Here is a 14,328-nt window from a genome sequence, read left to right as displayed (position 1 = left end):
AAAACACACACTGAGCTTTTGTATTTAGTTTGTAAGTGAATGATAAGTCCTCCATAACATAAAATCTGTTAATGTGATTAGAGTCTGTTAATTTTTGTGCTTTTTAATTAAAAAATTGGAAACGTTAACATCTTCTGATTTTGAACATCGATAACGTTATAATGATTACACTAATGAAACTAAATAAACTTCTTTTAAGAGAATCAAATGGCAACCATTAAAGATGTAGCGAGAGAAGCTGGCGTATCCATTGCGACGGTATCAAGGGTGATAAATAATTCCCCTAAAGCAGGGAAATCATCAATAAGCGCGGTGCAGTGTGCTATGAAAAAATTAGGTTATCGTCCTAACGCCAACGCACGCGCTTTGGTTAGCCAAAACTCAAATACTATTGGCGTGTTGGTGAGTGATATTTCAGATCCCTTTTTTGGCACTTTAATTAAAGCGGTTGATCAAGTTGCACGAGAAAATCATAAACATCTGTTAATTGGCAATGGTTACCATGACGCCGATAGTGAACGCGAAGCGATTGAGCTGTTGATTAATAGCTGTCGAGAGTCACTTATTATTCATGCTAAAGCATTAAGTGCAGAAGAGCTGATTGGCTTTGCCAAAGAAGTACCCGGTTTAGTCTTGATTAATCGATATATTCCTGAAATTGCAGAGCGTTGTATTGCCTTTGACAATTTTCAAGGTACCTATATGGCGACGGAATTTCTGATTAATAATGGCCATAAGCATATTGCTTATATTAACTCTAATCATCAAATTGATGATGCTTCGGAACGTCAAGCAGGTTATCTAAAGGCTTTGAAGGACCATAATTTACCTTCACCAATGCAATATATTGCTGCTGCAGATAGCAACGATCAAGGCGGTAAATCTGCAATGATCGAATTATTATCTAAAAATATCCCAATTAGTGCGGTGTTAACTTACAACGATTTTATGGCTGCTGGCGTACTCAGTGCTCTGGAAGAAAATAATATTGCGGTACCTGAAAAAATATCGTTAATAGGTTTTGATAACAGCTTAATTTCTCGTTATGTTCACCCTAAATTAACAACTATTAACTATCCCATTGAGATTATGGCTAAACAAGCGACACAACTGGCACTTAAACTTGCTAAAAAAGAACAATATGCTCCCGAAACTCGTATTTTTTCACCGACATTGGTGAAGCGTTTGTCGGTTAGCAAACATGATGTAGAGTGAATATAATCGAGCGCAGTGAGCAGAAAATTACTGCTCATGGTGCATTTTGTTGTTTGCTTGAACTCAAGTAATAAATCGATAGGTGGTTTGATAATGGTATTCTTGTCCCACTTGTAAAATAGCGCTAGGCTGCCATTCAGGGTGGTTAACCGCATCGGGTAAAAACTCTGTTTCTAAGGCTATGCCTGCATAGTCTTGATACTCTCCACCACTGCGATTAGGGGTGCCCGCTAACCAATTCCCTGTGTAAAGTTGTAGCGCAGGTTTATTGGTAAACACCTCTAGTGCCAGATCATTATCTGCACTACTCAGCAATGCCGCACGGGCACCTTGTTGGCAAGGATTGTTAAGCACAAAAGCATGGTCATAACCTTTTGCTAATTGCTGTTGTGGCTCGGTCAGGAAATCATTTGTAATGGCTTTAGGCTGACGAAAATCAAAACTGTTCTTCTCTACAGAAGCGGGTCCATCAAGTGGAATGCCGACTTTATTAGTAGGCAGGTAATGGTCAGCATCGATTTGCAGTGTATGATTTCTGCAGTCCGCATCCGACTCAGCACCGGAAAGGTTAAAATAAGCATGGTTAGTTAGGTTAATTGGCGTGGGTTTGTCAGTGCTTGCGTGATAACTGATAATAACCTGATTATCATCGCTTAATTGATAGCATACTGATACCTGTAATTGCCCTGGAAAACCTTGGTCACCATCCTCTGAGACAAGAGCAAAGCGCACTAACCCCTGCGTCTGCTGTTCTATTTCCCAACGACGTTTATCGAAACCATCAATCCCACCATGTAGTGTATTGCCATCTTGATTGATTGATAATTGGTAGGGATAACCATTAATACTAAATTGTCCATCTGCAATACGATTGGCAAAACGACCCACTGTCGCACCTAAATAGATGCCCTGTTTTTTAAAATCAGCCATTGTAGATACACCTAATAAAACCTCTCGCTGCTGATCGGCGACGGGGACTTCACAACTCAGCCAAGTTGCACCGATGTCCATAAAAATAACCGATAGGCCATTTTTATTCTGCAATTTAACTAATTTTGCAGGTTGACCATCAAAAGCGACTTCTTCAGTCATGGTTTTAAAAAGTGTATTCGACATGATGATTACCTTTCGTATTAAATAACGCCTGCACCATTTTGTGGTGTGCAAATATAAATAGATTCTTTAATGCCTGTTTTTGCTTGATACTTAGCTTCAATAGCAGCCTGAACTTGAGGCACCATTTCTGTTGGCATCAAGGCAACACAACATCCACCAAAACCACCGCCGGTCATGCGAGCACCACCTTTATTACCCAATGCTTCAGCTAATACTTCAACAATATAGTCAATCTCTGGCACCGTAATTTCAAAGTCATCGCGCATAGAAGCATGCGAAGCATACATATATTCACCGACTTTTTGTAAATCACCTGCAATCAACGCATCAGCACAGGCTACAGTACGTTCATTTTCAGAAATAACATGATGTGCACGTTTATAAACATCAGAGCCTTTTTCAATACTTGATGCATCTAACTCTGCTAACGTTGCATCTCGCAATGCCACTTTACCAAGCAAACGAGAAGCTTCTTCACACTGTTCACGCAATGCGTTATAGGCACCATCAACCAAGCTATGGGTGACATGCGAGTTAACAATCATAATGCTGACACTTTCAGGTATGTGTACGGCTTTGCTTTCTAAGCTACGACAATCAAGTAATAGCGCATGGCTTTTTTCGCCACAGGCAGAAATCATCTGATCCATGATGCCGCATTTACAACCTGCAAAATTATGCTCAGATGCTTGCCCAATAAGTGCTAAATCAGACTGTGTAACATCTAGCTCGTAGAGTACTTTCATTGCCTGACCTGTAACCACTTCAAGTGCCGCTGAAGAACTTAATCCAGAGCCGAGTGGAACATTACCAGTAATAGCAATATCTGCGCCGCCAAGCGAATAGCCCTTTTCTTTTAAGAAATGAATGACACCACGCATGTAATTAGCCCATAATTTATCTTCTGTTGGCTTTATTTCTTGGTTAACAACAAATGAATCTTGCACATGGTCATAATCCACAGAGATCAAACGGATCACACCATCGTCGCGTTTAGCGCAGGCAATAACCGCTTGATAATCAATGGCACAGGGCATAACAAAACCGTCATTGTAATCGGTATGCTCACCGATCAGGTTGACGCGGCCGGGTGCTTGTACAAAGGTTGTTGCAGGATAACCACATACATCTTGGAATGCATTTGCTGCACGTTGTTTTAATTGTTTACTTGGCATGCTGTCAATCTCCATCCTTATTGTTGTTCTTTGTAGTGAACATCACTCACATCACGTAACTTCTGAGCCGCTTGCTCTGCAGTCAGATCACGTTGAGATTCAGCCAACATTTCGTAGCCCACCATAAATTTACGGATTGAAGCAGAGCGTAGTAGCGGAGGATAGAAAATGGCATGTAATTGCCAATGGTCAATATTGGTGCCAACATCAAAGAAGGGCGCGTAGTGCCAGCCCATCGAGTAAGGGAAAGAACACTGGAATAGGTTGTCATACCGACTGGTTAATTTCTTCATAGCAACAGCAAGGTCGTCGCGTTGCTCATTAGACAGTTCACTCATACGACGAATCGCTGTTTTTGGTAATAGCATGGTTTCAAATGGCCATGCAGCCCAATACGGCACAACGGCAATCCAGTGCTCAGTTTCAACAACAGTACGTTCACCATCTTTCATTTCAGCTTGAACATAATCAAGTAATAGGTTTGAACCCTGTTGGTCGTAATATTCTTTCAGGTGCTTTTCTTTGCGTTCAATTTCATTAGGAAGGAAGCTATTCGCCCAAATTTGACCGTGTGGATGTGGTTGTGAACAACCCATTGTCTCGCCTTTGTTTTCAAAAGCTTGTACCCAAACGTAATCTTTACCTAATTCTTCAATTTGCTCATTCCAAGTATCAATAACAGCACGGATTTTATTCACTGGTAGCTCAGGTAGTGTTTTACTGTGGTCAGGAGAAAAACAGATCACACGACTTAAACCACGTACGCCTTGGGTTTTAAAGAGCGGATTTTCAGATTCTGGTGCTTCTGGCGAATCCGTCATTAATGCCGCAAAGTCGTTAGCAAAAACATAAGTACCTTTATAATCTGGATTTTTGTCACCAGAAATACGTGTGTTATTAGCACATAAAAAACAGTCTTTATCGTAGCTTGGTAATTGTACGTTTGAAGGTTTCTCATCTTGACCACTCCACGGGCGTTTAGCACGATGTGGAGAGACTAGGATCCATTGTCCTGTTAATGGGTTATAACGGCGATGTGGGTGATCAATTGGATTAAATTTAATATCAGACATAGTTATTCTGTTTCCTATTTATCATGTCAGGCATTGCTTACTCAGCACCTAACATTTGGGATAATTATTAATAGCCTTGTGGATTTTTTGACTGCCAATTCCACGTATCTGCGGTCATTTCCATAATGCTACGGCTGGCTTTCCAACCTAAATCTTGCTCCGCTTTGCTGGTACTTGCCCAACACTCTGCGATATCACCTGGACGGCGCGGACAAATTTCATAGGCGATCTCTTTACCAGAGGCTTCACTGAAGGCATTAACCATTTCAATGACGCTAGAACCATTACCTGTGCCTAGGTTATAAATATGTAATCCAGATTTTTGACCGACCGTATTTAATGCAGCGATATGGCCATCAGCAAGATCCATAACGTGAATATAATCACGTACACCGGTACCATCAGGCGTTGGGTAATCATCACCAAAGACAGACAATTTATCGCGACGGCCAACGGCAACTTGCGCAATAAATGGCATTAGATTATTAGGGAACCCCTGTGGATCTTCACCCATAGAGCCAGAAGGATGTGCGCCAACAGGATTGAAATAACGTAGTAATGTAATGCTCCAATCCGGCTGAGAGTCATAAAAATCAGAGAAGCAACATTCCACTATGTATTTACTACGACCATAGGGATTGGTTGTTGCACCAACAGGTGAGTCCTCTGTAATAGGCACGCTTGTTGGATCGCCATAAACCGTTGCAGAAGAGCTAAAAACAATACTTTTTACACCTGCAGTGCGCATTGCGCGTGCTAGTACTAAGGAGCCATTAACATTGTTATCATAGTATTCCAAAGGCTTCGCTACTGATTCTCCCACCGCTTTGAGGCCGGCGAAATGAATAACAGATTGAATATCATGTTCACTAAAGACTTTATCTAGAAATGCTTGGTCGCGAACGTCACCTTGATAAAATATTGGGCGCACTTTTGTCAGTGCTTCAATACGATCCAACACGGCCAATTTACTGTTGCAAAGATTATCAACAATAATAGGCTCTAGGCCAGCTTGTAACATTTGTACACAGGTGTGACTGCCTATATACCCCATACCACCAGTAACGAGAACTTTCATGACAAACTGCTCCTATAGCTATTCAATTAAGATAAATAATAACAATTTAAATGTTGAAAAGAAGTGATCTAATGCACATAGTGTAAACGTTTACATTTTCTTTGCAAAGCGTTTTTTATGGGCCGATTGCAGGCGAACAACTCATTTTTTAACGCTAATATTCTTCTATTTTGTTGATTATAATGCAATTTAAATAATTTTATTGCACATTGAAGTAAGGATAAAAGATTGAATTAGGCGAGTTACAGGCTCTCTTTGTATGAAAACGTCTGTGTAAGCGTTTCCATTGTGTGCTATAAATATGACTATATTGTTCATTTTTTAGCGGTTTTATTATGTCAGAAGCACTTATTCCAAATATCGAATCGTTCATTGCTAATATCGATCCATTTAGTCGCTTACCAGAGGCATTACTGCAAAAAGTAAGTGCGACAATTAAGATCGTTTATCTTGCCAAAGGAGAGGTGATCCCACCGCCTTCATCGGAGCAAGATAACTATTTATTTATTGTCAAAACGGGCGCTATTGAACAACGATGCGTTGATGGCAGTCTAAGAGGGCGGCTGGAAGAGGATGATGTATTTGGTTTTAGCTTATTTTCTAACTCAGAAGCGCGCTATCAAATAGAAGCAATCGACAATACCTTACTTTATTTAGTGCCAGCCAAAACTATTTATTATATTCAATCTCAATATCCTGAATATGCACAACATTTTACTGCCAAACCCGAAGACCGTATTGATTCTGCACTTGAGTCAACTTGGTCTGATAGTAGTCAGAACTCTTTTTTTAATCGCGTCGAACAGGTCGCCAGTGAACAATTTGTGCAGGTGAATAGCGACGATTCAATTGCGCAAGCAGCTAAAGTGATGCGAGATAACGATGCCTCTTGTTTAATTGTAAAGGCGAACAATCAGTTAGTTGGTATTGTGACCTGTACGGATCTTATTGGCCGAGTGATTGCGGAAGAGAAAAATACACAATCACCCGTCAGTGAGGTTATGAGTTCACTACCATGCACTATTTCTCCAAAGGCCAGTGTTTTTGATGCAGCTATCTGCATGATGGAAAACAATATTCAAAATTTGCCGATTGTCGAACAGGGTAAAGTACTTGGTTTGCTATCTTTAAATCAACTTTTTCAAAATCAACGTATTGAAGCTATTTATCTGATTAATAAAATAAAAAAATCAACGAGTGAAAATAAATTGGCAGAGCATATGCCTGAACGTGACCGCATCTTTCAAGCATTAGTTAATGATAAAGTACCTGCAGATTTAATAACTACTATTTTGAGTACGATCATGGATGCTGTGAATCAGCGTTTAATTGAGATTGCCATTGACCGACTTGGGCCAGTGCCTTGCGAGTTTTCTTGGGTAGTATCAGGCTCACATGCGCGTAAAGAAGCGCATATTTTGTCGGATCAGGACAGTGCGATTATTTTATCGAATGAGGCGACAACAAAAGATAAAGTGTATTTTCGTCACCTTGCTATGGTCGTCACTAAGGGGCTCGACCTGTGTGGTTATGAACTTTGTCCCGGTAAGTTTATGGCGGTCACTGCGAAGTGGTGCCAACCTTTATCTGTATGGCAAGAATATTTTAAAAAGTGGATCCGCAATCCGGAATACGAATGCCTTTTGAACCTCAGTGTATTTCTTGATACTAGGGTTATATATGGGAACCACCAATACAGAACAACCCTGGTAAATGAATTTAAAGAAATGCTTTCTAGCCGTATTTTTTTGAGTAAATTAATACGTGATGCGGCAGAAAATCGAGCACCTTTAGGAATTTTCCATAATCTGGTATTAAGTAAGAATGAACATAATGAAAAAACACTTAATATAAAACGTTATGGCATTAATATTATTGTCGATTTAGCGAGAATTTATGCGCTATCAGCTAAGTCTGATACCTGTAATACCACTGACAGGTTAATGGCAGTGAACAAAGCTGGGCTGATGGATGATGCAACTTTAAAAAATATTCTTAGTGCGTATAACTTTCTTAAGAACTTTAGGTTTTCTTATCAAGTGGACATGATCAATAAGGGCGAAGTACCTAGCAGTCAGATCAATCCTGATTATTTTGGAAGTTTTGAACGTAAACATATCAAAGATGCTTTTCGCCTCATTGATGATTGGCAACAATATACAAAAATGAGATTCAGTTAATGTTTAGCCTGTTTAAAAAAACGAACCGTTGGGATGAGCTAACCATTAAACGGGCTGAGTGTTTGAAATCAACTCTGCCTTATGAGGTTGAATTGAACTTAAGCCAGCCCTTAGTTGATAAAAATACACTTTTTAAGGCGCTGCCTTTTCTTGTTGTTGATTTTGAAACCACAGGGTTTGAGTCGAATAGCAACGATATTATTAGTATGGGGTGGGTCGAAATTGTCAATATGCAGATAGATCTTGAGCGGAAACAGCATTTTTACATTAGTAACAGCCAACAGATCAATCATGAAACAGCGGTTATCAATCAAATCGTCCCGCAAATGATCCAGAATAATGGCATCCCGCTTGAGGAGGCAATTAATAAATTACTCAATGACAGTAAAGATAAAATATTAGTGGTGCATGGTAAGGTCATTGAGAAAAACTTTCTGGATTTTCATGCGCAAAAATTCTTAGGGATCCCTGAGTTACCTTTGATGTGGATTGATACCATGAAAATAGAAGAGTGGAAAACTGCAAAAACGGGAGGCAACACAATATCCCAAGATAATCGACTTTCAGCAGTCAGAAAATGCTATAACCTGCCTCAATATACCGCTCATAATGCTTTGATTGATTCCGTTGGCACGGCTGAGTTGCTGCTGGCACAAATCGCGCACATGTATCGAGATCGACACGTTACCCTTGAAACACTATATGAAATGAGCCAATAAGTAAGAGTAATTCTTTCCGAATGTCGTTAGCGTAATCATTTGGTGATTAGCTAGCCTTATATTGATATTCACACAAAAAAAAGAAGCTGTTATTAACAGCTCCTTCTTAGAACCATGTGTATGATTACTTTTCAGCGATCTGCTCTTTAGTTGTCTACTCCGAGCTATCTATTTTTTGAAGGTACGTTCACGCACTTTTTCTAAACGTTTAAGAATGCTATCAAGTCGCTCTGGTTTTACCATAAACTCTTGGAAACCTTTCATGGCTTCTTTAGCCATACCCGGATCGGTATCTCGGTCAAAGAACTGCGCGGTTCCATCCGCGTTATTTAGCATGGTAACCCCTTTATTTAGGAAAGGATTATCAACCGCTTTTGCTTTTTTATTCGGTGGGATTTGCAATAGCGCTTTGTTGACTAAGGTTTGGTTTTCAGGTCTTGCCATAAAGGCGAGGAAAGCACGCGCATCTTTTTTGTTTATTGCTTTCGATGGGATATGCAAAGTATCCATTGGTGCATCTTCAGCAATACCAACTTCTGGATTGATCACAGGGAATTGCATAAAGGCCATTTTGCCCTCTAGCTCTGCTGGGAAGTTAGGAGTAATGAAGTTACCGATTAAATACATGGCCGCTTCGCCGCGGTATAAAAACGGCTGTGCCTCTTGCCAAGAGTAAGTCGCATGATTTTTCAAGTAGTAACCTGGCTCAACCATTTGCTTCCATGTGCTAAAAGTTTTTTTCACTCGTTCGTCTGTGTAAGGGATTTTTCCATCCATCAGATCCATATGAAAATCTAAACCATTCACTCGTAAATTAATGTAATCAAACCAACCGGCGGTGGTCCAAAGGTATTTAGTACCAATGGCGACGGGGGCAATGTCATTTTTTTTCAAGGTGGCACTTGCAGCGAGAAATTCATCCCATGTTTTAGGTTCTGCAATGCCATATTTATCAAAGATATCTTTACGGTAATAAATACCCCATTGATAATAGGTATATGGTACACCCCATTGTTTGCCATCTATGGTCATTGCTGGTTTAGAGCTGGCAAAATCTTGGTGCATATCATTAGCGTTCCAAACATCAGAGACGTCTTCAAACAAACCTTTGTCGACAAATGCTTTCATGCGATTACCCGCATACCAAAATACAACATCTGGTGGCGATGTAACTAACCAATTACGAATAGTGGTTTTATAACCTTCATGATCATAAAGGTTATAGATGACTTTAATATCTGGATTTTCATTTTCAAAGGCGGTAATTATTTCCTTAAATGCCGCTTTTGGTGCTGGATCTGAAGCATCTGAATTGATCACTAAGTTACCAGCATAGGACATGGATGATAGCGTCACGGAAAGCGCACTAGCAGCCAATATTGTATTGAACTTTTTCATATTTTTTCCTTGTAAGTAATGGCAGCATCTTGTCGCCAATGGTTATTTAAACTTGATCTATAAGGTCGCTATTATCCTTTTGTTGCACCGAGTGTTAACCCTGCAATGAAGTGACGCTGCATGGCAAAAAAAAGTGTTACAGGTGGTAATGCGGCCACGACTGCACCCGCTGAAATGAGATTCCAAGACGCTAACCATTGGCCTTGTAATGAACTTAGGCCAGCCGTCACAGGGCGCACGGTATCACTTTGTACCAATACCAATGCCCAAAAGTAATCATTCCAAATAAAAGTAAAAATAAGTACAGAAAGTGCTGCAAGTGCAGGGCGTACTAAGGGTAAAACAATATACCAAAATATTTTAAACTCACTAACGCCATCAACCCGTGCAGACTCTAATAATTCATTGGGTAAACCGACGATAAAGTTACGCATAAAGAGGGTGCAAAATCCGGTTTGAAAAGCGATGTGAAACATAATTAATCCCATGTGAGTATCATACAAACCTAAAGAGATGGTGAGGTCTCGTACTGGGATCATTAAAATTTGAAAAGGCACAAAGTTACCGCCAATAAAAATAGCGAGCATCCAAATATTAGCTTTAAATTTATACTTAGCTAAAGCAAATCCCGCTAAGGTAGAAAGGGCAACGGCACCCATTACCGCGGGTAGGGTAATAATTATTGAATTAAGTAAATATTGTCCCATTTCCGTTGATTGAAAAACCATATTATAGTTTTCAATGAAGTTAAAGCTGGTTGGCCAACCCCAGTAATTACCTTGGTTAATATCCTGAATAGATCGTATCGAGGTCATCATCACAGCGGCTAAGGGCATTAACCATAATAAAATAGTTATCGGCAGTGAAATACGATAAAGAATGTTAGTTAAAGGTGATGCATGTTTTATCGGTGTTGGATACATTATCTTTCACTCCTCAACATATTAACTAAGAAATAAGCAATATAGACAGCCATAATCAAAAACAACACAACGGCAACAGCCGCGCCGTAACCCATGCGATAATTGAATATAGATTCTTCATACATCATGTAAGCGAGTACGGTTGAGCTTCCCCATGGCCCTCCGGCTGTCATGGTTGCCACTAAGTCAAAGGACCGTAGTGCACCTATCACGGTTACGACGACGGCAATAAATGTTGCAGGCGATAGTTGTGGTAAAATTATGTAGCGCAACATTTTCCAACCTTTTGCACGGTCCAAGCGAGCGGCTTCAATTTGATCGGGGTTGAGACTATTTAGCCCAGTGAGATATAAAATCATACAGTAGGCTATTTGTGGCCATAAACCCGCAACAATAATGCCGTAGGTGACATATTCTTCGCTAGACAGTAAGGCAATGGTCTGAAAACCAAAGACATCTAGAATGGTATTCAGCAATCCTAAATTAGGGTCATAAAACCAAGAAAAGACTAACCCAATAACCACTTGGGAAATGACAAATGGAAAGAAAAATAGGGCTTTAACTAAACGTATACCGGCCACATCTTGATTTAAAAATAGTGCGATTGCTAACCCGATCGGCGGGGCTAACATAAACAATATCATCCAAAGAATATTATTTTTTAATGCCGTCCAGAAGGTTTCTGAGTCAAACAATTGAATATAATTATCGAAACCAATCCAGGTTTTATCCCCAAGGCCATCCCAGCTATAAAAACTAAGCATAAAGCTACTAGCGATAGGGTAGAGAACATATAGGCTAAATAATAATAAGGCAGGCGCCATGAAAATCCAGGGCACAAAGCGTTTGGATATTATACGTTGTGGCTTTGGTGACTGATTTGGTCGTTGAATTCCCTTAGTTTTAGCTGTTGATTGCTGCAACATATCTGCTCCATCACATTGTTATCATATAATCCTCAATTGCGATTATGTTTACGCAAGACATTTTAAGTCTTTATTTCTCTGTATTTTAATAAACGTGATTAATTACTTTAATAAGATAAACATTTTTATTAGCGATTTCAGTTTAGAAACTAAAAATTGCGAGGTGAGTCTCTCTCCATTTTTTCGTACAAATAACTCAAAAAAAGCAGTGAGATCCCAGTCATACTTATTAAGTTTTGTATTTTTGTAGATCACATTAAATATACGCAAGCCTTTCTGCGTGAGGATAGTTGCGATAACGTAAATTTCTTTATTCCACAGTTTTCGCAAACATTTTTTTTCGCTTGAAAAGCGATTTTAATAGCACGTTCTTAATAGGATAATTAATCATGGCTGCAATTTCATTACATCAGGTTGTTAAGCGCTTTGGAGAAACTGAAATTATCCATGGTGTTGATTTAGAAATAAAAGAAGGCGAGTTTACTGTATTTGTAGGTCCTTCTGGTTGTGGTAAATCGACGTTATTAAGACTCATTGCTGGGCTTGATGATATTACCAGCGGCGCCCTGTCTATTGGTGACATAGATGTCACTAATGTTGAACCTGCAGATCGCGGCGTGGCCATGGTATTTCAATCCTATGCACTTTACCCTCATATGACGGTTGAAGAAAATATGGGATTTGCTTTAAAAATGGCTAATATCGAGAGCGGCGAAATTAAAAAACAAGTTAAGAAAGCCAGTGATATTTTACAGTTAGAACCATTATTAAATCGTAAACCAAAAGAACTGTCGGGTGGTCAACGTCAGCGTGTTGCAATAGGAAGAGCCATCGTTCGTGACCCAGAGGTGTTTCTATTTGATGAACCATTATCTAATCTAGATGCTGAATTACGCGTTGAGATGCGCTTACAAATCGCTAACTTACATTCGCAACTTGGTAACACCATGGTTTATGTTACCCATGATCAAGTTGAAGCCATGACCCTAGCAGATCGAATTGTCATATTACGAGATGGTAGAGTGGAGCAAACTGGCAGCCCAATGGATCTGTATTACCGCCCTGGTAATGAGTTTGTTGCTGGATTCATCGGCTCACCTAAAATGAATTTTATTAGTGCAACATTACTTGATGTTAAGGGCTCTCAAGTTAGCGTCGGTTTACCTGACGGGCAGTCGGTATTAATTAATACGCATTCCAGCAATTGCCAAAAAGGCGACCAAGTTAAGTTGGGTATCAGACCGGAACATATACAATTAGCTGCTACGGAAGCAAATGCACTGACGCTATCATTTCTGGCTAACAACGTGGAGCGTTTAGGTAATAGTACTTATCTATTTGGGCATTACCAGAGCAATGATAATTTCATTGTACACATTCCTTCGGATCAACAAGTGAATAGAGGCGATAAAATGTCTTTATACGTACAGCAGTCTGATTTGCATTTATTTGATCAAGAAGGACTATCATTACGTGATTATGAATAATGGGGTAGGTGGTTATTGATAGTCATTTGTTTAATGAACCTATATTAAGGAGTGTTTAAACACTCCTTTTATTTTCAACAAAATCAACTTCCTAATATTGATATAGTTTAACATGATAGAAATAAGTGGTTGCCAAAGCGCTACTACATCTTTGCCAAAGCGCTACTATAACTTCGACAAACCATTCTACGAATGAGTAAGCCATTGCTGATCGGCTACTAAATCCTTGCTAAAGCACGACGACACTGTCAGTAAAAAATAGGCTGCTTATTTGGCGAAACCACCGATTGGTGTCATCATTACCGCACCGGCAAATGAAGCTTTCAGCTCTTCACTGACTGAGCTATAAATAACAACTCTTGATATATCGACAGCCGCAATAAAACGTGCCGCATTTTTTCCCCATGTTGTAAGGTGCGCCTTTGCTGCCGCTTCATCTGCATAACGTTCATAGATATGAATGGTGCTACCATCTTCAGCTAAGGTCCATTCGTAATTGAGTGATCCAACTTCTTTTGACGTGACTTCAATCATGTCGTGCATCACCGTATTAAGGGCTGCTCTTTGCCCTTCTTTAATTGAACCTTCAACAGCCCATATAACGTTTTTACTCATTGTTTTGTCCATTGCTTTTTGCATTGTTTACATTTCGCTTGTTATTAATTAAATCGCTTCAGCGAGTTAAGCACTGTTTTTTGCTTGTATCAGGCGTTGATAAAGTGAATCTTTCAATATCCCCCTAACATGCTTCAGCTGATGCATTGCTTGATCAGTGATCGGCTCATTATTTAACTCCAACTCGCGGATTTCTTTATCATGCGTGTTGTAATCTTTGCAGTCTTCAGCAAAGGTTTGATCGCTTTTGCAGAGCTGAAAAATAAGAGCTTTGTATTTCGGAAATTCATTAATAAGAGAATGATCTTCACCTAACATAGTGACTCCTTACTGACTAATTACACTGCGTGACTGGAATGGTCACACAGTGATGAAACCAAGAGATAAACTTTATTATCAACAGAGCATAACCAGGTTATTACT

13 protein-coding genes are annotated in these 14,328 nt (G+C 39.6%); 4 read left to right on the top strand and 9 right to left on the bottom strand.

From position 1 onward, the window contains the following. Positions 1 to 207: 207 nt before the first annotated feature. On the top strand, positions 208 to 1,215 hold the full coding sequence (locus H5084_RS00420) for a substrate-binding domain-containing protein (RefSeq protein WP_028868024.1): 1,008 nt from the start codon (positions 208 to 210) through the stop codon (positions 1,213 to 1,215). Between the two features lie 63 nt (positions 1,216 to 1,278). Here H5084_RS00420 and galM read toward each other — a convergent pair whose 3' ends face one another. From galM to galE, 4 genes are all read right to left on the bottom strand, one after another. After that, positions 1,279 to 2,331, bottom strand: coding sequence for a galactose-1-epimerase (gene galM / locus H5084_RS00415; RefSeq protein WP_182689184.1), 1,053 nt, complete (start codon positions 2,329 to 2,331; stop codon positions 1,279 to 1,281). 17 nt (positions 2,332 to 2,348) lie between these two features. Beyond that, positions 2,349 to 3,506 (bottom strand): galactokinase, encoded by a 1,158-nt coding sequence (gene galK, locus H5084_RS00410; protein ID WP_182689183.1) that lies wholly within the window; start codon positions 3,504 to 3,506, stop codon positions 2,349 to 2,351. A 17-nt stretch (positions 3,507 to 3,523) separates the two neighbouring features. Next, entirely contained in the window at positions 3,524 to 4,579 is a 1,056-nt protein-coding gene (locus H5084_RS00405) for a UDP-glucose--hexose-1-phosphate uridylyltransferase (protein WP_182689182.1), read from the bottom strand. A 67-nt stretch (positions 4,580 to 4,646) separates the two neighbouring features. Next, a complete protein-coding gene (galE, locus tag H5084_RS00400) occupies positions 4,647 to 5,657 on the bottom strand; it encodes a UDP-glucose 4-epimerase GalE (RefSeq protein ID WP_182689181.1) in 1,011 nt (336 codons plus the stop codon). Between the two features lie 335 nt (positions 5,658 to 5,992). On the opposite strand from galE, the gene H5084_RS00395 reads away from it, so the two are divergent. Beyond that, the gene (locus H5084_RS00395; RefSeq protein ID WP_182689180.1) at positions 5,993 to 7,837 is read left to right on the top strand and encodes a DUF294 nucleotidyltransferase-like domain-containing protein; all 1,845 of its coding nucleotides are present in this window, start codon (positions 5,993 to 5,995) and stop codon (positions 7,835 to 7,837) included. Further along, positions 7,837 to 8,556 (top strand): exonuclease domain-containing protein, encoded by a 720-nt coding sequence (locus H5084_RS00390; RefSeq protein ID WP_182689179.1) that lies wholly within the window; start codon positions 7,837 to 7,839, stop codon positions 8,554 to 8,556. The genes H5084_RS00395 and H5084_RS00390 overlap by 1 nt, the downstream gene beginning before the upstream one ends. Positions 8,557 to 8,724: 168 nt before the next feature. On the opposite strand, the gene H5084_RS00385 is transcribed toward H5084_RS00390, so the two are convergent. The 3 genes from H5084_RS00385 to H5084_RS00375 form a co-directional block, all read right to left on the bottom strand. Next, complete coding sequence (locus H5084_RS00385; protein WP_028868017.1) at positions 8,725 to 9,954, bottom strand: ABC transporter substrate-binding protein; 1,230 nt, start codon at positions 9,952 to 9,954, stop codon at positions 8,725 to 8,727. 71 nt (positions 9,955 to 10,025) lie between these two features. Beyond that, positions 10,026 to 10,877, bottom strand: coding sequence for a carbohydrate ABC transporter permease (locus tag H5084_RS00380; RefSeq protein WP_028868016.1), 852 nt, complete (start codon positions 10,875 to 10,877; stop codon positions 10,026 to 10,028). Beyond that, positions 10,877 to 11,803, bottom strand: coding sequence for a carbohydrate ABC transporter permease (locus tag H5084_RS00375; protein WP_182689178.1), 927 nt, complete (start codon positions 11,801 to 11,803; stop codon positions 10,877 to 10,879). The genes H5084_RS00380 and H5084_RS00375 overlap by 1 nt, the downstream gene beginning before the upstream one ends. A 389-nt stretch (positions 11,804 to 12,192) precedes the next feature. Here H5084_RS00375 and H5084_RS00370 point away from each other — a divergent pair, with 389 nt between their 5' ends. After that, the gene (locus tag H5084_RS00370; protein ID WP_182689177.1) at positions 12,193 to 13,290 is read left to right on the top strand and encodes an ABC transporter ATP-binding protein; all 1,098 of its coding nucleotides are present in this window, start codon (positions 12,193 to 12,195) and stop codon (positions 13,288 to 13,290) included. 267 nt (positions 13,291 to 13,557) lie between these two features. Here H5084_RS00370 and H5084_RS00365 read toward each other — a convergent pair whose 3' ends face one another. Both H5084_RS00365 and H5084_RS00360 read right to left on the bottom strand, forming a co-directional pair. Then, positions 13,558 to 13,905 (bottom strand): putative quinol monooxygenase, encoded by a 348-nt coding sequence (locus H5084_RS00365; protein ID WP_182689176.1) that lies wholly within the window; start codon positions 13,903 to 13,905, stop codon positions 13,558 to 13,560. Positions 13,906 to 13,971: 66 nt separating this feature from the next. After that, the gene (locus H5084_RS00360; protein WP_028868012.1) at positions 13,972 to 14,223 is read right to left on the bottom strand and encodes a YdcH family protein; all 252 of its coding nucleotides are present in this window, start codon (positions 14,221 to 14,223) and stop codon (positions 13,972 to 13,974) included. Positions 14,224 to 14,328 lie beyond the last annotated feature (105 nt).

Source organism: Psychromonas sp. SR45-3, from assembly GCF_014163575.1.
Classification (GTDB): Bacteria; Pseudomonadota; Gammaproteobacteria; order Enterobacterales; family Psychromonadaceae; genus Psychromonas; species Psychromonas arctica.
This window is presented reverse-complemented; position numbering and strand designations above follow the sequence as displayed.